Consider the following 20,417-nt stretch of genomic DNA (forward strand, 5'->3'; position numbering starts at 1 on the left):
ATGGATATGCGCAAAAGCGGTCTGGTCAGCAGCAGCGATTCGGGTTCGTACTCCGACCTCAATCGTCTGAATCAGCTCAAGGTTGGCGACAAGAACAGCGACGGGAACATGCGCAAGGTGGCGCAGGAATTCGAATCGCTGTTTCTCGGTGAGATGCTCAAGTCGATGCGTTCGGCCACTGAAGCGCTGGGCCAGGACAATCCGCTCAACACCCCGGCAGCCAAGCAGTATCAGGAAATGTACGACCAGCAACTGGCTGTTTCCCTGTCCCGCGAGGGCGGTGGTATCGGCCTGGCCGACGTGCTGATGAAGCAGATGTCGAAGAACAAACCGATGGCGCCGGGTGAGGCCGCTGCCGCGTCCGCCGCCAAGCAGCAAGAGGCCCTTGCCAAGGCTGCTGCGGTGCCCACGCCGGTGGCCGCCGGCACCGTGGCCACCAGCGGTCCGCTGTCGCGCCTCAATGGCGAGCGTCCGTTGTGGGCTTCGCGTTCGGTGCATGCGCCGAATACCCAGCTGGCCCATCGCAACGACATGGAAATGATCAACCAGCGTCGTCTGGCCCTGCCACCGAAACTGGCTGATCGCTTGCTCGCCGGCCTGGTGCCTTCGGCCACGCCGACGGCGGCCGCTCAATTGCCGCAGCGTGCCGCGACGGCCGCTGCCACCGGTTCCGGCCCGCTGTACAACGGCGACTGGCTGGACCGTGCCGAGGCAGACAAAGCCTCTGGCGGACAGATGCAGATCTATGGTCGCGCCATGGCGCAGATTCCGCTGGCACCGGCCAAGCGCGCCTTCAGCAACGCCGACGAATTCGTCAACACCATGCTGCCGATGGCCAAGGAAGCTGCAGCGCGCATTGGCGTCGATCCGCGTTATCTGGTGGCTCAGGCTGCACTGGAAACCGGTTGGGGCAAGTCGGTCATGCGCGCTCAGGACGGCAGCAGCAGTCACAACCTGTTCGGGATCAAGGCCAGTGGCAACTGGAAGGGCGATTCGGCCCGGGCGATCACCAGCGAATTCCGCAACGGGCAGATGGTCAAGGAGACGGCCGAATTCCGTTCCTACGCCTCCTACAAGGACAGCTTCCACGATCTGGTGACTTTGCTGCAGAGCAATAATCGCTATCAAGATGTGCTGAAGTCGGCCGATAACCCAGAACAGTTTGTACGCGAATTGCAAAAGGCCGGTTACGCGACCGACCCGAACTACGCGACGAAGATTTCGCAGATTGCCAGGCAGATGACGGTCAATCAGAGCTACGCTGCGGCCGGCGTTTCAACAACGCCTTTATAAACACAAGGTAAGGTTTGAATCATGAGTTTGCTCAATATCGGGATGTCGGGGTTGGCCGCGAGTTCGTCCTCTCTGGCTGTGACAGGTAACAACATTGCCAACGTCGACACCGCCGGTTATTCACGCCAGCAAACCGTGCAGAGCACCAAGTCCTCGATCCAGAGTGGCAACGTGTTCATCGGTACGGGCACCACCCTGGCGGACGTGCGCCGGGTGTACAACTCTTACCTCGAAACTCAACTGCACACCGCCACTTCGCTCAACAGCGAAGCGGCCGCCTACGGTGCTCAAGCGACCGCGCTGGACGCCTCGCTGTCCGATACCAACACTGGCCTGACCGGTGTGCTGCAGAAATTCTTCACCTCGATGCAGGGTGTAGCGACCTCGGCGACCGACGACACTTCCCGTCAGTCGGTGCTGACCGGTGCACAGGCGCTGACCAGCCGCTTCAATGCCCTGGCCAAACAGCTGAACGATCAGAACACCACGATCAACGGCAACCTGGCGGACATGGCTGCCCAGGTGAACAAACTGGCCACCTCGATTGCCAACCTGAACCAGAAAATCGGTGAGGTCTCCACCAGCGGCGGCCAGCCGAACGACCTGCTCGACAGCCGTAACGAAGCCGTGCGCCAGCTCTCCGAGTTGACCGGTGCACAAGTCGTCGAACGCGGCACCAGCTTCGACGTCTACGTCGGCAGCGGTCAGCCGCTGGTCGTCGGCAACACCACCAACACCCTGAGCACCGTGCCGAGCAAGGATGACCCGTCGCGCATGGCCATTCAGATGGATCGTGGCTCGAGCACCATCGACATCACTTCGGTGATGAATGGCGGTGAAATCGGCGGTCTGCTGACCTATCGCAATGAAGTGCTCAACCCTTCGCTCAACGAACTGGGTCGTGTCGCGCTGGTCATTGCCGACCAGATGAACCGCCAGCAAGCCCAGGGCATCGACAAGAACGGTGACTTCGGCGCGCCGATCTTCAACGACATCAACAGTGCCGCGCTGATCAGCCAGCGCAGCATTGCCTCGGCAGGCAACAGCGCGGGTTCGGGCAACCTGAACGTCACCATCAAGGACACCGGCAAGCTGACCACCAGCGATTACCAGGTCACCTTCACCAGCGCCACCGACTATTCGGTCAAGCGCTCCGATGGCACCGACATGGGTTCGTTCAGCACCACCACCACGCCACCGCCAGTGATCGACGGTTTCACCCTGGCCCTCAATGGCGGTGCGCTGAGCGCCGGTGACACCTTCAAGGTGACGCCGACCCGCAACGCAGGATCCACGATTCAGACCGTGCTCACCGATCCGAAGAAAATCGCGGCGGCAGCACCGTTGACTGGCGTGGCCAGTGCCAACAATTCCGGCACCTACACTCAGCCGACGCTGGTCGACACTCTCGACATCACCAACCCGGCCTCCCAGGCCGAGTTGCAGAATGCGCTCAAGTATTCGACGCCGGTCAAACTGGTCATGGGTGCGGTCACCAGCGGCAGCCAGTCGTACAACATGGTCGATGCCAAGGGTTTCACCATCGGTACCGGCACCATCGTGCCGGGGCAGGCCAACACCCTGAACCTGAAAATCGGCATGGTCGACTCCACCGGGGCTCCGGTGATGGATACCTCGGTCACGCCGAACGTGCAGAAAACCTTCACCGTTCAGACCACCGTGGGCGCGACACCGAAACCAGGCGAAACCTTCACGATCAACCTAACCGGCGCCGCTTCTTCGGACAACCGCAACGCGCAGGCGCTGGTCGGCCTGCAGACCAAACAGACCGTGGATACCGGCACGGCAAGCAAGGGCATCAGCCTGACCGACGCCTACAACAAACTGGTGACCAACGTTGGTACCAAGGCCGCTCAGAGCAAATCCGACAGTGCAGCCACCACAGTAATTCTGGATCAGGCACAAGGCGCGCGCGATTCGCTGTCCCAGGTCAACCTGGACGAAGAAACCGGCAACCTGGTCAAGTATCAGCAGTACTACACCGCCTCTTCGCAAATCATCAAGGCTGCGCAGGAAACCTTCGCAACGCTGATCAACAGTCTTTAAGGAGCCGTAATTCATGCGCATTTCCACCGCCCAGTATTACGCGACACAAGCTGCCCAATATCAGCGTAACTACAGCAAGACTGTCGCTACCGCCAACGAGGCGAGCAGCCTGCAGCGCATCAACACCGCCGCCGACGATCCGATCGGCGCCGGGCGCCTGCTCAAGCTGGGGCAGCAGGCCTCGATGCTGGAGCAGTATCAGGGCAACATCGATACCACCAAGAACTCGCTGACCGTGCAGGAGTCGACGCTGAACTCCATCACCACCGCTTTGCAGCGCGCGAAGGAGATCGGTCTGGCGGCCAACAACGGCATCGCCACCGACGATAACCGCAAGGCTTATGCGGCAGAGCTGAGCCAGATCCAGCAACAAGTGCTGGGCCTGATGAACTCCAAGGATGCCAACGGCAACTACATGTTCTCCGGTTCCAAGACCGACACGGCGCCGTACTCGCAAAACGTCGATGGCACCTACACCTACAACGGCGACCAGACCCAGATCAACCTGGGCATTGGCGACGGCATGTCGGTGACCACCAACACTACCGGTTGGGACGCGTTCCAGCAGACCATCAATACTGCCCGCACCCAGACCAGCATGACCGCTCCGTTGGTCGACGATGGTCGCGTGGTACTGACCAACGGTATCGTTGGCACCGCTGCGACGTACAACGCCAAGTTCGCGGCCGGCCAACCGTACACCGTGGACTTTCTCAGCAGCACTCAGCTGAAGATCACCGATGCCCTGGGCAACGACGTGACGTCCGAGGCTAGCCAGAACGGGCTGATCAGCAACAGCAACGGCACGAACCAGACGGTCAGCTTCCGTGGCGTCGACCTGAAGTTGAACATCAACCTCAAGCCTGGTGACACCAACCCGGACGCGGTCATCGCCGGTCACAGCTTTCAGCTGTCCGTCACTCCGGACTCGTTCACCACGGCGCGCAGCCCCGGCAACCCGTCCACCGCGGTCATCACCGGCTCCAGCGTGACCAACCAGGGCGCCTACGACGCCACGTTCCCGTCGGGCGGCGGTGCGATCCTGAAGTTCACCAGCGCCACTGACTTCGATCTGTACGCGGCGCCGGTCACCGCTGACAGCAAGCCGATTTCGTCGGGCACCATGGTTGGTGCAAACGCCACGGCGGCGGGCGTGACCTTCGCCATCGGCGGTACGCCGGGCGCGGGCGATCAGTTCTCGATCCAGTCCAACAACCACCAGACCCAGAACGTGCTCGACACCCTGGGCCAGATGGTCGCGGCGCTGAACCTGCCGGTCGATGCCGACCCGGTCACCAAGCAGAAATTCCAGGGTGCCATGGAATCGGCCCTGGGTAACCTCGACAGCGCCTCCACGCAGATCGGCGCGGCCGTCACTTCGATCGGTGCTCGCGGTCAGTCGCTGGATGATCAGGACACCACCAACCAGAGTCTGATCCAGGCGAACACCACGACCCAGGGTTCGATCCGTGATTCGGATCCGGCCGAGGTGATGACCCGCCTGACCTTGCAGCAGACCATGCTGCAGGCCTCGCAACTGGCATTCAGCAAAATCAGCCAGTTGGGCCTGTTCAACAAGATCTGATGCTAACCGGGCGCGCGAGCGCCCGGTTGCTCTGACTGCTCTGTACTTATTGTTCTTCTTTTGCGGCTTCAAAGGGCTCGCTGTTCCGGGCGGGTTCCCGCCGCTTGCGAGTCCGCCGTGAATTCACTCCCCCTTGTCAGTCTTGTTATCCCTGCCTTCAATCCACGTTTTTTCGAACGGGCCTTGAACAGTGCCGTGAGTCAGACTTACGGCAATCTTGAGATCATTGTCTGTGACGACAGTCGTGGCGACGAGATCGAGCAAACTGTTGCGTCGATCATCGAGCGTACCGGGGTTGCGGTGCGCTACGTGCGCAATGTCCAAACGCTGGGGATGGTCGGCAACTTCCATGCGTGCCTGGAACAGGCGCAGGGTGAATTCATCAAGTTCCTGTGCGACGACGATCAGTTGTTTATCACCTGCATCGAAAGTCAGGCACAAACGCTCATCGATCAGACAGATGTCAATCTGGTATTGGCTCAGCGCCTGTTTTGGGACGCTGACGACCTGCCGCTGCCGTCGCGACTGGAAAATACTCCGCTGTCTCCGGTGTCCGGTCTGTTCAAGGGCGAAGACCTGCTGGCCATTTTCGAAAACTTCCCGGTCAATATTCTTGGCGGCTTCAGTAATGCCCTGTTCCGCCGGGCCGATGTGCTGGAACTGCTTCCGGCCCTGACACAACCGGGCCATTGTTTTGTCGCTTCCCTGGATTTTGCGTTGTATGTGTGCCTGCTGCGCCGCGCAAACCTTGTGGTGTCCAATCACATTCTGAGTGTCGAGCGCCTGTACCCCGAGCGTTTGAGCGCTCAGCAAGCGATGCGCGATGCGACCATGGTCGAGCGGCAATGGTTGACGCAGATGCTCAAGGCTCGCAGTGGCGAGTCGGCGCCTGCGCCGGGTTGGGTGCGCTATCTGCCGGTCACCAAGGCGGGTGAATCGCCTCGGGTCTGGGAAGAGTTGCCGCTGAGCCGGACGCTGGGCACCAAGCAGACCACTCAGGATTGGCATGTCGGTATTGCCAGCGTCAGCTTTGCCCAGCTGTACGCGCAATGGCTGGCGTGCCGCAGCCTGACCGAAGGTCAGCGTGAATTGCTCCCGGAGACCATGGCCAACTGGCCGCGCATTCCGAAGATCGTGCCGGTCATCATCGACGAACAGGGCAGCGTTTCCGCCCTGGAACTGACCCTGCAATCGCTCGCCGCCCAAGAGTACGTGCCTGAGCTGACACTCGTATTGTCGGCATCCTGCACCGAAGCGCAGTTGGATGAGCGGGTCGTGCGCATGCCGCTGCAGGATGACTGGCGCCAGCAGCTCAATGAACTGCTGCCGCAACTGGACGGCGCTGACTGGTTCTATCTGCTGCGTGCCGGTGATCGACTGGTCGTGCCGGCGTTGTTGGTGATGGCTGAGCGCATTGCGCTTTCGCGCACGCTGATGTGTCTGTACAGCGATGAAGGCGGGTTGAGCGAGGGTGAATCCACAGAGCCCGTGTTCAAGCCGGATTTCAACCTGGACCTGATGCGCAGCTATCCGTACGTGGGCAGGGCGCTGGCATTCGAGCGTGAACGCTTCCTGGCACTGGGTGGTTTTGACTCCGTGTTCGGCGAGTTGGCCCCGCACGACGTCTTGCTGCGTATGGTCGAGAACGACGGCTTGCAGGCAGTCGGTCACATCTCCGAGATTCTGCTGGAGTCGGCATTCGATCTGGCCAAGTGGTTGTCGGAGCCGCAACTGGCAGACAACAACGCGCAATTGCTTGAGGCGCATCTGCACCGTCTGGGCATCTCGCATGACATTCGCCGGGGCAGTTCGGCGTTGCTCAACCGTGTGGACTATCGCCACGCGAGCCAGCCACTGGTGTCGATCGTCATCGTCAGCAAGGATCAGACGGCCGCCGTACAGCGTTGCGTCGAGAGCCTGCTGGAGAAAACCGCCTACGGCGAATATGAGTTGTTGCTGGTCGACAATGGCAGCGAGACCGCCGAGGCGAAAGCCTGGTTTGACGGCATGTCGCAATTGGGCAGCGAGCGGATTCGCGTGCTCGACTGCCCGCTGCAGGACAATGTGGCGGCAGTGCGCAATGTCACGGTCAGCCAGGCTCGCGGCGAGTATGTACTGCTGCTCAACCCGTACAGTGTGATCACCCACGGTGACTGGCTGACGGAAATGCTCAATCATGCACAACGCCCGGAAGTTGGCGTGGTGGGCGCCAAGATCTTCAACCCGGATGGTCGGGTATTGCATGCCGGTCTGATTCTCGGCCTGCAGGGACCAGCGGGCGTACCGTTCTACGGCGAGTCGATGCATGCGACGGGTTACATGTACCGGCTGCTGGTCACACAGGATCTGAGCGCTGTCGGCAGCGATTGCCTGATGGTGCGCAAGTCGGTTTTCGAAGCGGTCGGCGGGCTGGATGAGGAGCATCTGGCGCAATCGCTGCACGAGGTCGACCTGTGCTTGCGCGTTGGTCAGGAAGGCTATCTGGTGGTCTGGACGCCATTTGCCCAACTGGCGCTCGGCGCACAGCCGGTCGTAGCGGCGAACGACGCTGAAGTGGCGTTGCACGCCCAGGAGCAGGAAGTCTTCTACAAGCGCTGGCTGCCGATTGTGGCGCGCGATCCGGCGTATAACGCCAACCTGTCGTTGAACGGGATTGTCGGGTCGAGCTTTCGTCTCGATCCGGGACTGCGTACTGGCTGGAGTCCGTTTTCGCAGCCGCAATTGCCGAAAATTCTCGCGCTGCCAGTCAACGCATCGGCCATCGGTCACTACCGCGTGACGCAACCGCTGATCGAGCTGGAAGCGGCGGGGCGGGCGCTGGGGCGCATTCATTACAACCTGCCGAGCATCATCGAGGTCGAGCGTCAGTCGCCGGACGTGATCATTTTGCAGGGACGATATTCCGAAGGCCCGATCAACGAGATTCCGAGCCTGCAAAAGTATTCCAACGCCCGCAGGATCTACGAACTCGACGACTACGTGATCCATGTTCCTCATCGCAATGCCCACATTCGCAACATGCCGGGCAAGGACGAAATGGAGGCGCTGGTGCGTCGTGCGATCGGCATGTGCGACCGGGTCGTGGTGTCCACGGCGCCGCTGGGTAATGCGCTGTCGAGCATGCACAACGATATTCGCGTTGTTCCGAACATGTTGGCCAAACACCTGTGGTCAGACCTGCGCAGCCAGCGCCGCACGTCGAAAAAACCGCGGGTCGGCTGGGGTGGCGGCACCAGTCACCACGGTGACCTTGCTGTCATCGCCGACGTGGTTCGCGAATTGGCGAATGAGGTCGACTGGGTGTTCTTCGGCATGTGCCCGGACGATTTGCGTCCGTACATGCATGAGTTCCATGGTGTGATCGGCCTGGACGTGTACCCGGCGAAACTGGCCAGCCTCAACCTCGACCTGGCCCTGGCACCGCTGGAGTTCCACATCTTCAACGACTGCAAGAGCAACCTGCGTCTGTTGGAATATGGCGCCTGCGGCTACCCGGTGATCTGCACCGACACCGAGGCCTATCGCGGCTACCTGCCTTGCACGCGGATCAAGACCAACACCACGGATGAGTGGTTGCAAGCGATCCGCATGCACCTGGCCGACCCGGACGCCAGCTATCGCATGGGTGATGAGTTGCGTGAAGTCGTACTGCGCGACTACGTGCTGCGTGGTGACAACCTGCGGTACTGGGAAGCGGGCTGGCTGGCGGACTGACCGGTTCGCGCGGGCCCCTCTGGAAAACAGGCGACTTTCGAGTCGCCTGTTTTTTTTTGCGCCGCAAAAATCGTATTTGTATCAATCGCGATACTTTTTTTGCTCGACGGCCTCAAGCATCGGGATTTTTCTGTCGATATCTCTCTATTCGCTCATTCGGGATGGCTGCCGCAGGCAGGGTCGGCGTGTGCCCGGGATGGCAGGTTCGCGGATTCAACAACCACGCAAGGAAGAAGCAAATGGCAGTAGTGAATGGAACGAGTGATGCGGATGTCCTGTTGGGCACCGACGGTGATGACCAACTCTATGGACTGGAGTCGGATGATGTGTTGCTGGCAAGCGCCGGCAATGATCTGCTGGATGGCGGGGAAGGGTTTGATACGGTGAATTATTACGCCTTGTCCTCGGGCGTGAACGTCGAGTTCAGCAGTGCTTCGGCGACTGTCACTGCCGCTGACGGCAAGGTCGATACGCTGGTCGGCGTGGAGAAGGTCTTCGGCACTTTTCAAAATGACACCTTCACCAGCAATGTGGCCGGCGTGACGCTGGAAGGCAGTGTCGGTGACGATGTGTATATCGTCGGCAGCGAGGGTGTGACGATCATCGAGGAAAACTATCTCGGCTACGACGAGCTGCGCACCAGTCTCAACACCATCAAGATGGACCCGTTCATCGAGAAGCTGACCTTTACCGGCACGGGCGACTTCAAGGGTTACGGCAATGCCAGCGACAACGAGATCATCGGTGGCGCCGGCAACGACTGGCTGTGGGGCGGCGCCGGCGCTGATCACTTCGTGGGTGGCGAAGGCTTCGATACCGTCAGCTATTCCGACAGCCTCGAAGGTGTGAGAGTCCTGGACTTCGAGAACTTCGACGCATTGACCATCGCCTATGGCGACTCCTTCACCGGCATCGAGGCGATTCAGGGATCGAATTTCGATGACGTGGTGTATCTGCTCGATAACGCCATGATCGTGGATGGCGCCGATGGCTACGACACCGTGAGCTACCGTCACTCCTGGGATGGCGTCAATATCGGCATCGGTCAGCAGGCAGGTCCGGATGTCACGTTGCTGAACGTGGAGAAAGTCATCGGTACGCCGTTCGCTGACCACTTCACCGCCAACGTCGGCGGCCTGACCCTGGAGGGCGGTGCGGGTGATGATGTGTACACGATCAACAGCGAGGGTGTGACCATCATCGAGCAGAATTTCCGCGGTGGCATCGATCAGCTGAACACCAGCCTGTCGTCGATGCACATGGCTGCGTTCATCGAGAACATGACCTACACCGGCACGGCGGACTTCACCGGATACGGTAACGACGAAGACAACAGAATCATCTCCGGTGCCGGCAATGACGTCCTGTCGGGTGGCGCGGGCGGTGATCGCTTTGAGGGCGGGGCCGGTATCGACATCGTCAGCTACGACGACAGCAACGAAGGGTTGAGTGCCTCGCTGGGCTGGGGGCCGCAAAGCGGTATCGCGCTCTACGATACCTACGTCGATATTGAAGGGCTGCGCGGTAGCCGGTTCGATGACTTCCTGCGAGGCGACTCGGGTGACAACGTCCTCGAAGGCGGGTCTGGTAGTGATCAGATTGTGGGTGGCGATGGCAATGACTATCTCTATGGCGGACTGAAATCCGGTCTCGACACAAATGTCGCGCAGGCCGACTTGCTGTCTGGCGGTTCGGGCGATGACGTCATCGTCAGTGCCGTGAATGACCTGGGTACATTGGCCCATGGAGACGAGGGCGATGACACCGTCACGGTCAACCGCGGCAGTGCCTACGGTGATGAAGGCAATGACGTGCTGACCGGGACCGGCAGCAACTACATGCTGTTCGGTGACAGCGGTCATGACGTGCTGGTTCTCAACCTGGCGGGCCAGTCCGGCACTGGCGGCTTCGCGTTCGGCGGTACGGGTGATGACACCTATTTCGTGAACACCACCGGGCTGGTAACGATTCAGGACGAAGGCTGGGACCTCAATGACACGCTGATCCTGAATACTGTCGCCAATCTCAGCCAGCTGAACGTCACTCGCATCGGTGATGACGCCTATCTGCATGGCGCCAACGACGGCAGCGTCGGGATTCCCGACAGCGGCGTGAAGCTGCAGGGCTGGTACGCCGAGTCTGCCGTGTATGCCGGGTACAACAAAATCGAGCATCTGCAGACCGCTGACGGCCAGATCTACGACCTGCCGGCCACGATCGATGGATTCGCGATGTTTGGCTGATCCGTCCGATTGATTGAAACAGCTTGATGAAAGGGATGAGTCCGGCCACGGATTCATCCCTTTTTTCATGCCTGCATTTCCTCGCCGACGCAGGGCTGGCGGAGCTGGCGCGTTTCCTGCAAGTCCCCTTCAAATCGCCATAAAACGAGCGCTCGCGGTCATTCACCTGCGCCCGGACTGGCAAAGGTTCAGCCGCAAAGGCCTGCAACAGCGAGGCCGAGCCCTGTGACGTAGAAGAGGGGAGACGATGAAGGCAGTTATTTTGGCGGGTGGCCTCGGCACGCGCATCAGTGAAGAGTCGCACCTCAAGCCCAAGCCGATGATCGAGATCGGCGGCAAGCCAATTCTCTGGCACATCATGAAGCAGTATTCCGCCCACGGAATTCACGACTTCGTGATCTGCCTCGGCTACAAGGGCTACGCGATCAAGGATTTCTTCGCCAACTACTTCCTGCACACTTCCGACGTCACGTTCGACATGCGCAACAACCGCATGGACGTTCACCAGAACTACAGCGAGCCGTGGAGCGTCACCCTGATCGACACTGGCGAGGAAACCATGACCGGTGGCCGTCTGCTGCGTGCCGGCCGTTACCTCAAGGATGAAGAGGCGTTCTGCTTCACCTACGGCGACGGCGTCTCCGACATCAACATTGCGCAACTGGTCGACTACCACAAAGGTCACGGCCGTCTGGCGACCGTCACCGCCGTGCAGCCACCGGGCCGTTACGGCGCCCTTGAGCGGCATGGCGATCAGGTGCTCGGCTTCACCGAAAAACCTCGCGGCGACGGCGGCTGGATCAATGGCGGTTTCTTCGTGTTGTCGCCGAAAGTGCTGTCCTACATTGCTGGCGACGAAACCACCTGGGAAGCGGAGCCTTTGGCTCAACTGGCTCAGGACGAACAACTGAAAGCCTTCGAGCACGAAGGTTTCTGGCATCCGATGGACACCCTGCGCGACAAAAACCATCTCGAAGCACTGTGGCAGAGCGGGGAGGCCCCATGGAAGCAATGGGCCTGAGTCCGGAATTCTGGCGCGGCAAGCGGGTTCTGGTCACCGGGCACACCGGTTTCAAGGGCAGCTGGCTGACTCTGTGGCTGCAAAGCCTCGGTGCGCAAGTCAGCGGTTTTTCCCTCGACCCGTCGACCGAGCCGAGCCTGTTCGAACTGGCACGCGTCAGCGAAGGCATCAATGACCAGCGCGGCGACCTGCGTGACCTCGGCGCCTTGCTGGAAATCATCGCCGACAACGAGCCGGAAATCGTCCTGCACCTGGCGGCCCAGCCGCTGGTGCGTGAAGGCTATCGCGATCCGCTGGGGACTTATTCCAGCAATGTCATGGGCACCCTCAACCTGCTCGAAGCGATTCGTCAGGTCGGTTGCGTGCGCGCCTGTGTGCTGGTGACCACCGACAAGGTCTACGCCAACAAGGAATGGCTGTGGCCGTACCGCGAGGACGAAGCCCTCGGTGGCCACGACCCTTACAGCAGCAGCAAGGCGTGCTGCGAGTTGCTGGCGCAGTCTTACGCAGCCTCGTTCTTCCCGGTCGACAAGTACGCCGAGCACGGTCTGGCCCTGGCCACCGCGCGCGCCGGCAACGTCTTGGGTGGCGGTGATTTCGCCCCTGAGCGCCTGATTCCCGACGTACTGAAAGCTTGGTCGGCCGACGAGCCGGTGACCTTGCGTTACCCGCAAGCCGTGCGCCCGTGGCAGCATGCGCTGGAGCCGTTGGCCGGCTACCTGCAACTGGCCGCCGGGCTCTACGAACAAGGCCCGGAGTACGCCGGGGCGTGGAACTTCGGCCCGGGTGAGGCGGACATGTGCAGCGTCGGCGAGGTGGTCGAACTGCTCTCCAATCGCTGGCCTCAGGCCCGTGGCCTGCGCCTCGAAAAGAGTGACCTGCACGAAGCCGGCCTGCTGCGTCTGGACAGCAGTCGCGCCCGTCAGGTGCTGGGCTGGCAACCGCGCTGGTCGTTGCAGCAGTGTCTGACCCAGACCCTCGACTGGCATCTGGCCTGGCAGAACGGCGACGACATGCGCACCGTGACCCTCGGCCAACTGAACCTGTACCGGGGCGCGCTGTGAGCGAATTCTCCTTGAAACAGTTGCCGCTGGCCGGGCTGTTCAGCGTCCAGCACAAACGCTTCGAAGATCAGCGCGGGCATTTCGCCCGACTGTTCTGCGAAGGCAGCCTGAAGGCGTTTGGCGCCGAATTCCACATCCGCCAGATCAACCACTCCTGCACTCGCCAGAAGGGCAGCGTGCGCGGTCTGCATTACCAGAACGCCAACGCGCCGGAAGCCAAATTGATCACCTGCCTGCGCGGTGAAGTGTGGGACGTGGCGGTGGACCTGCGCCCGGATTCCGAGACCTTCCTGCACTGGCACGCCGAGCACCTGAAGGCCGGCGACGGTCGCAGCCTGTTGATCCCGGCCGGCTTCGCCCACGGTTTCCAGACCCTCACCGAGGATGCCGAACTGCTTTACCTGCACAGCGCCGACTACGCGCCGGAGCACGAGGGCGGTCTGTCGGTGAACGATCCACGGCTGGCGATTGCCTGGCCGTTGCCTGTCAATAATTTGTCAGCGCGGGATTCCAGCCATCCCGCGCTCGATCAACACTTTGCTGGAGTGCGTCTATGAACTGCCGTGGGTGCGCCGCACCGCTGAGCCTGCCGCTGATTGACCTCGGCACCTCGCCACCGTCCAACGCCTACGTGCACGCTGATCGGCTGGAACAGGCCGAACAATGGGTGCCGCTGAAGGTCGCCGTGTGTCAGCAATGCTGGCTGGTGCAGACCGAGGATTACACCTCAGCCGACAGCCTGTTCGACGCCGAGTACGCCTATTTCAGTTCGTTCTCCAGCACCTGGCTGGCCCATGCCGAGCGCTATGTGGCCGAGATGGTCGAGCGCTTCGGTCTGACCGCTGACAGTCGGGTGGTGGAAGTCGCCGCCAACGACGGTTACCTGCTGCAATACGTGGCCGGTCGCGGCATCCCGTGCCTGGGCGTCGAGCCGACCCGCAGCACCGCGCAGGCGGCACGGGAAAAAGGCCTGGAGATCCGTGAGCTGTTCTTCGGCCGCGATACCGCCGCACAGCTGAAAAGCGAAGGCTGGGCCGCCGACCTGATGGCCGCCAACAACGTGCTGGCTCATGTGCCGGACATCAACGATTTCCTCGGTGGATTCGCCACGCTGCTCAAACCGACCGGCGTGGCTACGTTCGAATTCCCGCAACTGCTGACGCTGATGGCGGGCGCGCAGTTCGACACGCTGTATCACGAACACTATTCCTACCTGTCCCTGACCGCCGTGCAGACCCTGTGCGAGCGCAACGGTCTGGAAGTGTTCGACGTCAGCCAGCTGACCACCCATGGCGGCTCGCTGCGGGTCTTCGTGCAGCGCAAGGACGGCGAACGCCGCGCCGTGCAGTCTGCGGTACAACAGCAGTTGCAGGCCGAGCTCGACGCGGGTGTCAAAACCTCCGAGTACTACGCGACACTGGCGCCGGCCGCCGAACGCATCAAGCACGACCTGCTGCGTTTCCTGTTGCAGGCCAAGGCCGATGGCAAGCGTGTGGTCGGTTATGGCGCTGCGGCCAAGGGCAACACCTTGCTCAACTACGCCGGGGTCAAGCCTGATCTGCTGGCCTGGGTCGCCGATGCCAACCCGCACAAGCAAGGCAAGTTCTTGCCGGGCAGCCGTATTCCGATTGTCGCGCCGGCACGGATCGACATCGAGAAGCCGGATTACGTACTGGTGCTGCCATGGAACCTGTTGCACGAAGTCAGTCAGCAACTGGCCCAGGTGCGTCAGTGGGACGGTCGCTTCGTGATCGCCGTGCCTGAGTTGAGCGTGCTGTGAAGGTTCTGGTCACCGGAGCCACCGGCTTCGTCGGTCGCCATCTGGTTGCGGCGTTGCTGGCCCGTGGCTGCACGGTGCGAGCGGTCGCGCGTAATGTGCAAACCGCCGCGAGCATGCCGTGGATCAATGACGTCGAGTTTGTGAGCGCGGATATTCACGCGGCGGATCTGGATGTCGGTGCGTTGACCGAGGGCGTCGATGCACTCGCGCACCTGGCCTGGCCGGGGTTGCCGAACTATCGGGCGCTGTTCCATTTCGAGCACAACCTGATGGCCGACTACCGCTTCATCAAAGGCGCGGTGGAGGCGGGCGTGAAGCAGGTCCTGGTCACTGGCACCTGCTTCGAGTACGGCATGCAGAGCGGCCCGCTGAGTGAGCAGAATGAAGCGCAACCGGCCAATCCCTACGGACTGGCCAAGCACACCCTGCACCTGTTTTTGCAAAACCTGCAGCAGGAGCATCCGTTCACTCTGCAATGGGCGCGGCTGTTCTATCTGCACGGCACCGGGCAAAACCCCAACAGTCTGTTGGCGGCACTGGACCGGGCAATCGATGCGGGCGAGACGACGTTCAACATGTCGGCCGGCGAACAGCTGCGGGACTTCCTGGCGATTGAAACAGCCACCGGTTACCTCGCGGCGATCCTGCATAAGCGCGATTTCGACGGCACGATCAATTGCGCCAGCGGCCAGCCGGTTTCGGTGCGTGCGCTGGTCGAACAGCGCGTGCGCGTGCGTGGCGCAACCATCGGCCTGAACCTCGGCCACTACCCGTATCCGACCCACGAACCGCTGGCGTTCTGGGCAGTGACCGAGCGCTTGCAACAGTTATTGGGAGAGTCGCAATGAGGCACGAGTTGTATCGGGTCACCGACCTGCCGGTGCTGCAGAACCGCACTTTTGCCGATCCTGAATCGGCGAAAGCGTCGGCCAGCGCCGACCTGTTGCTGGTGCAGGATGAACGCAGCGGTCTGATCTTCAACGCGGCGTTCGACGCCGACAAGCTCAGCTACGACGCCGACTACCAAAACGAGCAGGCGCACTCCGGCCAGTTCCAGAAGCACTTGAGCGATGTCGAAGGCATCATTGCCCGGCACTTCAAGGGTCAGGAGCTGATCGAAGTCGGCTGCGGCAAAGGCTATTTCCTGGAGCTGCTCAAAGGCTTTGGCTATCGCATCACCGGCATCGACCCGGCCTACGAAGGCGAGAACGCCGACGTGATCAAGGCCCCGTTCACCCGTGGTCTGGGGCTGGAAGCGGACGCCATCGTGCTGCGCCATGTGCTGGAGCACATTCAGGATCCGGTGAGTTTTCTGGCGGTAATCGCCGAAGCCAATCAGGGTGGCGGGCAGATCTACATCGAAGTGCCGTGCTTCGACTGGATTCTCGAACACCGCGCCTGGTTCGACCTGTTCTACGAGCATGTCAATTACTTCCGCCTCGATGACCTGCGCCGGATGTTCGGCACGGTGCATGAGGCCGGCCATCTGTTCGGTGGCCAATACCTGTACATCGTCGCTGACCTTGCCACGTTGCGTCTTACCCCGGAACAGCCGGTACCACGCCTGGCATTGCCTGACGATTTCACCGCCAGCCTCGAGCGCGCGGTGCAGATCATTCAGGACGCACCCGAGCAGGGGTCGGCGATCTGGGGCGCCTCGTCCAAAGGCGTGATCTATTCGCTGTTCTTGCAACGCGCCGGTGTGGCGGTGGATCGGGTGGTGGATATCAACCCGGCCAAACAGGGGCGTTACCTGCCCCTGAGCGGCGCGCGGGTGTCCTCGCCGCAAGAGGCGATGGATGCGTTGCGCGAAGGCGCCAACCTGTTTGTGATGAACTCCAATTACCTCGAAGAAATCAAGCGGATGACCGGTGGACGCTACGTCTATCACGCCGTCGACAGCGCTTCGTTCCAGTGACCATTGAGAATTTTCAAATGACCGACAACAGCATCAATAAAGCCTTTGAAGCCGAGTGCCGCGAGCAGATCGCCCAGCAGGGTGACGACCAGAAACTTACCGGTCTGGCCCGTGATTTCTTCAACGAATCGGCCAAACACAAATACAGCTACCACTTCTCGTGGATGGGTCGTCCGATCATCCAGCTGCCGCAAGACATGATGGCCATGCAGGAAATCATCTGGCAGGTGAAACCGGACCTGGTCATCGAGTGCGGCATCGCCCACGGCGGTTCGATCATCTACTACGCCTCCTTGCTGGAGCTGCAAGGTCACGGCGAAGTGCTGGGCATCGATCTGGATATTCGTCCGCACAACCGCGAAGCCATCGAAAGCCACCCGATGAGCAAGCGCATCAAAATGATCGAAGGTTCGAGCATCGACCCGGCCATCGCCGCTCAGGTTCGCGCTGCTGCCGAAGGCAAGAAAGTCATTCTGGTACTCGACTCCAACCACACCCACGACCACGTGCTCGAAGAGCTGCGCCTCTACGCACCACTGGTTTCGGTCGACAGCTACTGCGTGGTGATGGACACCGTGGTTGAAGACATGCCGGCCGACTTCTTCCCGGATCGTCCATGGGGCCCGGGCGACAACCCGAAGACCGCCGTGTGGAAATACCTGGAAGAGAACAAGGATTTCGAAATCGACGTTCAGCTGCAGAACAAGCTGCTGATCACCGTGGCGCCGGACGGTTACCTGCGTCGCGTTCGTTAATTCGCAAATCAACAAAGCGTCATTTTGGCAAATTGCCGGTTGTGGGGAGAGGTTATGCAAGGCAAGTACAGTTCTGAACAAGCGCTGCCGCTCAATGAGCTGTTGACCGTGGTGTTGATTACTCACAATCGTCCGGCGTTTCTGCGCCGGGCGGTGAAGTATTACAGCAGCTTGCCCTGCAAGATCATGGTGCTGGACTCCACGGCCGAGCGGCCTGAAGGCGATTTTTCTGCGGTCGATTATCACCACGTGCCGCAGTTCGCCTACTGGGGCATGCAGGCCAAGCTGGCTTACGGCGTCGAGCAACTGACCACGCCGTACATGGTGCTGGCGGCCGACGACGACTTCATCCTGCATGACTCGCTGGCCGAGTCGGTGAGCTTCCTGCAAGCGAACCAGGATTACGGCATGTGCCACGGCTATTGCCTGATGTACCTGTCGCTGGCCGGTGACGTGAGCTACTACCGCCGCGACAAGAAAGTCATGGAAGATTATTCGTCCGAGAAAGCCCAGGATCGAGTGATTGACTACATGAGTCAGTACATCCCGCCGTTCTACGCGGTGACCCGTACCGACCTGATGAAGACCTGGCATTCGGCATTGCCGCCAGGCACCAGTTTCCAATGGCAGGAAATCGGCCATGTGTATTTCTTGCTGGCCAGCGCCAAGGCGCGGATCCTGCCGATTCCTTACGTGGTACGCGAGATCAACTACGGCAACTCCGAGCACAGCACCGAGGTGTACCACTCGCTGACGTACGCCGACGCCAAATCCGTGGCCGAGCGTGAAGCCTTTGCCGAGTTCCTCGCCGGGTTGCCTACTGCGATCCAGGGCCTGGATGCAGAACAGAGCAAAGCGTTTGTCCTGCAAAGTTTCGAGGCCATGGTCGACAGCCTGCAAAGCGGCCGGGCGCTGACGGCGGAACTGATTGTCCAGTCCACCTGGAACCAGGTGCTCAAGGTGCCGGACCGTCGATTCGGGCCGTTGCAGTACGTCGAAATGCCGTTCTACAACCAGGCATTCTTCGATCGTCTGGCGCAATTCGAATTCATGCTGCACGCGATGCCCGCCGGCCGCGTTCAATTGCAGGGGCTCGAAGGGGTGTGGACGCGTCAGGCGCATCTGCTCCAGGCACGCAACAACGACACGCAGGACAGCGTGCTTGAGCGTCTGTGGCAGGCCCACGACCTCAATGCCTTCAACCGTACCGTGAACAAGCGTCTGGTGGCGCAACTGGAACTGGCGGGCGAAGACGAAGAAGCGCAAAAAATGCGTGACTGGATTGCACGCCTCGATGCGCTGACGGTGGAAGATCACCATCGCACGTTCGACGCCATGCAGTCCGGCCGGCTGCTCAAGTGGCTGGATTCGCGTCAACCGCAAGCCGGGCAGGTCGAGGCGATTGCCGAGCATCTGGCCGTCAACGGTGGCGGTCAGCAGTTCGGCATTTTCCTGCTGGATATGGACAACGATATCGACAAGCTGCAAGTCAGCCTCGACAGCTTGCTTGAAGGACAGTGCAAGGCGTTCAGGATCGTCGTGTTCACCACCGGTGAAGCCCCGGCGGCCACCACCGCACAGAACACCCTGCATTTTGTCCGCGTGACGCCGGGCAACCTGATCGACAAACTCAACCAGAGTGCCCGTCAGTCACCATCCGACTGGGTGCTTCTGGCGCAAGCCGGGGATGAATTCACCGCCAGCGGCCTGTTGCGCGCCAGCCTGGAACTGATGAACGCCGGCGATTGCCGTGCCGTCTCCACCGACGAAATCCAGCGCGCGGAAAACGGTGCGCTGGTGGGCGTGTTCCGTCCGGGTTTCAACCTGGACCTGCTGCTGAGCCTGCCGACCATGATGGCGCGTCACTGGTTGATTCGTCGCGATGCGCTGGTGGAGGCCGGTGGTTATTCGGCTGACTTCAGCAAGGCGCTGGAGTTCGACCTGCTGCTGCGCATCATCGAGCAGGATGGCCTCAACAGTCTGGCCCACCTTGATGAGCCGCTGCTGATCACCGAGGCGCCAGTGCTGGAGGAGAACGCTCACGAGCGTCTGGCCCTGCTGCGTCACCTGGGCAACCGTGGCTACAAGGCCAAGGTCACGTCGTCCGTGCCGGGCATTTACCAGATCGACTACCACCACAGCGATCGTCCTCTGGTGTCGATCATTGTGCCGGCCGGCGACGATCTGCCAGCCCTGCAGCGCTGCCTGGAAGGGGTGCAGCAACGCACGCGCTATCAGAAGTACGAAATTCTGGTCGCCATCAACGCCGGGCAGTCGGCTGAGGTCAATGACTGGCTTGGCACGTATCAGCATCCGAAAGTCCGGGTACTGCGTGCCGATCAATCGCTGAGTGCACCGGCGTTGTACAACGCCGCCAGCCAGCAGGCGCAGGGCGAGTATCTGGTATTGCTCGCGGCTGACGCAGAGGTAGTCAACCCGAACTGGCTCGACTCGTTGCTCAACCATGCCCTGCGTCCGGAAGTCGGCGTGGTGGGCCCGAAACTGGTCGACCGTGACGGAAAAATCAGCCAGGCCGGTTTGATTCTCGGCATGAACGGCGGGGTTGGCTCGGCATTCGTCGGCGAAAAACACGATGCCCAGGGTTACCTGTACCGGTTGTCCGTGGATCAGAACTACTCGGCGGTTTCGAATGTGTGCCTGATGGTGCGCAAAGAGCTGTTCGTTGCGCTGGACGGTCTGGACGACGTCACATTCTCTGACGGTTTCAGCGATGTCGATCTGTGCCTGAAAGCCGCTCAGGCAGGCTTCCTCACGGTCTGGACGCCTTCGGTGCAAGTCATTCACCAGGCCGAAATTGCCCCGGCAACCCGGGCACTGGCTGCCCTGCAGGAAAAATGGGCCGCGGCTTTCGCCCAGGATCAGGCTTACAACGCGAACCTGAGCCTGAGTGGCAAAGGCTTTGTTCTGAATGACAGCGCTTCGCTGAACTGGGCGCAGTTGATCGGCTAGGTCGACA

At 60.9% G+C, this 20,417-nt stretch carries 13 protein-coding genes; all 13 read left to right on the forward strand.

What is annotated here, in order from left to right; all coding sequences use genetic code 11:
* A complete protein-coding gene (flgJ, locus tag C6Y56_RS07660) occupies positions 1 to 1,293 on the forward strand; it encodes a flagellar assembly peptidoglycan hydrolase FlgJ (RefSeq protein WP_169429378.1) in 1,293 nt (430 codons plus the stop codon).
* Positions 1,294 to 1,314: 21 nt separating this feature from the next.
* Positions 1,315 to 3,360 (forward strand): flagellar hook-associated protein FlgK, encoded by a 2,046-nt coding sequence (flgK, locus tag C6Y56_RS07665; protein WP_169429379.1) that lies wholly within the window; start codon positions 1,315 to 1,317, stop codon positions 3,358 to 3,360.
* Positions 3,361 to 3,373: 13 nt separating this feature from the next.
* Positions 3,374 to 4,945: a flagellar hook-associated protein 3 gene (locus C6Y56_RS07670; RefSeq protein ID WP_169429380.1), complete on the forward strand. Its 1,572-nt coding sequence runs from the start codon at positions 3,374 to 3,376 to the stop codon at positions 4,943 to 4,945.
* 117 nt (positions 4,946 to 5,062) lie between these two features.
* Positions 5,063 to 8,659 (forward strand): glycosyltransferase, encoded by a 3,597-nt coding sequence (locus C6Y56_RS07675; protein WP_169429381.1) that lies wholly within the window; start codon positions 5,063 to 5,065, stop codon positions 8,657 to 8,659.
* Between the two features lie 239 nt (positions 8,660 to 8,898).
* Positions 8,899 to 10,902: a calcium-binding protein gene (locus C6Y56_RS07680; protein WP_169429382.1), complete on the forward strand. Its 2,004-nt coding sequence runs from the start codon at positions 8,899 to 8,901 to the stop codon at positions 10,900 to 10,902.
* Between the two features lie 247 nt (positions 10,903 to 11,149).
* A complete protein-coding gene (gene rfbF, locus C6Y56_RS07685; RefSeq protein ID WP_085605742.1) occupies positions 11,150 to 11,923 on the forward strand; it encodes a glucose-1-phosphate cytidylyltransferase in 774 nt (257 codons plus the stop codon).
* Complete coding sequence (gene rfbG, locus C6Y56_RS07690) at positions 11,905 to 12,987, forward strand: CDP-glucose 4,6-dehydratase (RefSeq protein ID WP_169429383.1); 1,083 nt, start codon at positions 11,905 to 11,907, stop codon at positions 12,985 to 12,987. Before rfbF ends, rfbG begins: the two co-directional genes overlap by 19 nt.
* Complete coding sequence (gene rfbC / locus C6Y56_RS07695) at positions 12,984 to 13,544, forward strand: dTDP-4-dehydrorhamnose 3,5-epimerase (RefSeq protein ID WP_169429384.1); 561 nt, start codon at positions 12,984 to 12,986, stop codon at positions 13,542 to 13,544. The genes rfbG and rfbC overlap by 4 nt, the downstream gene beginning before the upstream one ends.
* A complete protein-coding gene (locus tag C6Y56_RS07700; RefSeq protein ID WP_169429385.1) occupies positions 13,541 to 14,767 on the forward strand; it encodes a class I SAM-dependent methyltransferase in 1,227 nt (408 codons plus the stop codon). Before rfbC ends, C6Y56_RS07700 begins: the two co-directional genes overlap by 4 nt.
* Positions 14,764 to 15,615, forward strand: coding sequence for an NAD-dependent epimerase/dehydratase family protein (locus C6Y56_RS07705; RefSeq protein ID WP_169429386.1), 852 nt, complete (start codon positions 14,764 to 14,766; stop codon positions 15,613 to 15,615). Before C6Y56_RS07700 ends, C6Y56_RS07705 begins: the two co-directional genes overlap by 4 nt.
* A complete protein-coding gene (locus C6Y56_RS07710) occupies positions 15,612 to 16,685 on the forward strand; it encodes a class I SAM-dependent methyltransferase (RefSeq protein WP_169429387.1) in 1,074 nt (357 codons plus the stop codon). Before C6Y56_RS07705 ends, C6Y56_RS07710 begins: the two co-directional genes overlap by 4 nt.
* Before the next feature lie 17 nt (positions 16,686 to 16,702).
* A complete protein-coding gene (locus tag C6Y56_RS07715) occupies positions 16,703 to 17,440 on the forward strand; it encodes a cephalosporin hydroxylase family protein (protein ID WP_007958324.1) in 738 nt (245 codons plus the stop codon).
* Positions 17,441 to 17,494: 54 nt separating this feature from the next.
* Positions 17,495 to 20,410: a glycosyltransferase family 2 protein gene (locus C6Y56_RS07720; protein ID WP_169429388.1), complete on the forward strand. Its 2,916-nt coding sequence runs from the start codon at positions 17,495 to 17,497 to the stop codon at positions 20,408 to 20,410.
* The last annotated feature ends 7 nt before the right edge of the window (positions 20,411 to 20,417 follow it).

It is taken from the genome of Pseudomonas fluorescens (genome assembly GCF_012974785.1).
GTDB lineage: Bacteria > Pseudomonadota > Gammaproteobacteria > Pseudomonadales > Pseudomonadaceae > Aquipseudomonas > Aquipseudomonas fluorescens_BT.

Coding starts and splice junctions, on each gene's coding strand:
- flgK (WP_169429379.1), top strand. CDS start 1,315: ATGAGTTTGCTCAATATCGGGATGTCGGGGTTGGCCGCGAGTTCGTCC.
- C6Y56_RS07720 (WP_169429388.1), top strand. CDS start 17,495: ATGCAAGGCAAGTACAGTTCTGAACAAGCGCTGCCGCTCAATGAGCTG.
- flgJ (WP_169429378.1), top strand. CDS start 1: ATGGATATGCGCAAAAGCGGTCTGGTCAGCAGCAGCGATTCGGGTTCG.
- rfbF (WP_085605742.1), top strand. CDS start 11,150: ATGAAGGCAGTTATTTTGGCGGGTGGCCTCGGCACGCGCATCAGTGAA.
- C6Y56_RS07715 (WP_007958324.1), top strand. CDS start 16,703: ATGACCGACAACAGCATCAATAAAGCCTTTGAAGCCGAGTGCCGCGAG.
- C6Y56_RS07700 (WP_169429385.1), top strand. CDS start 13,541: ATGAACTGCCGTGGGTGCGCCGCACCGCTGAGCCTGCCGCTGATTGAC.
- C6Y56_RS07680 (WP_169429382.1), top strand. CDS start 8,899: ATGGCAGTAGTGAATGGAACGAGTGATGCGGATGTCCTGTTGGGCACC.
- rfbG (WP_169429383.1), top strand. CDS start 11,905: ATGGAAGCAATGGGCCTGAGTCCGGAATTCTGGCGCGGCAAGCGGGTT.
- C6Y56_RS07710 (WP_169429387.1), top strand. CDS start 15,612: ATGAGGCACGAGTTGTATCGGGTCACCGACCTGCCGGTGCTGCAGAAC.
- C6Y56_RS07670 (WP_169429380.1), top strand. CDS start 3,374: ATGCGCATTTCCACCGCCCAGTATTACGCGACACAAGCTGCCCAATAT.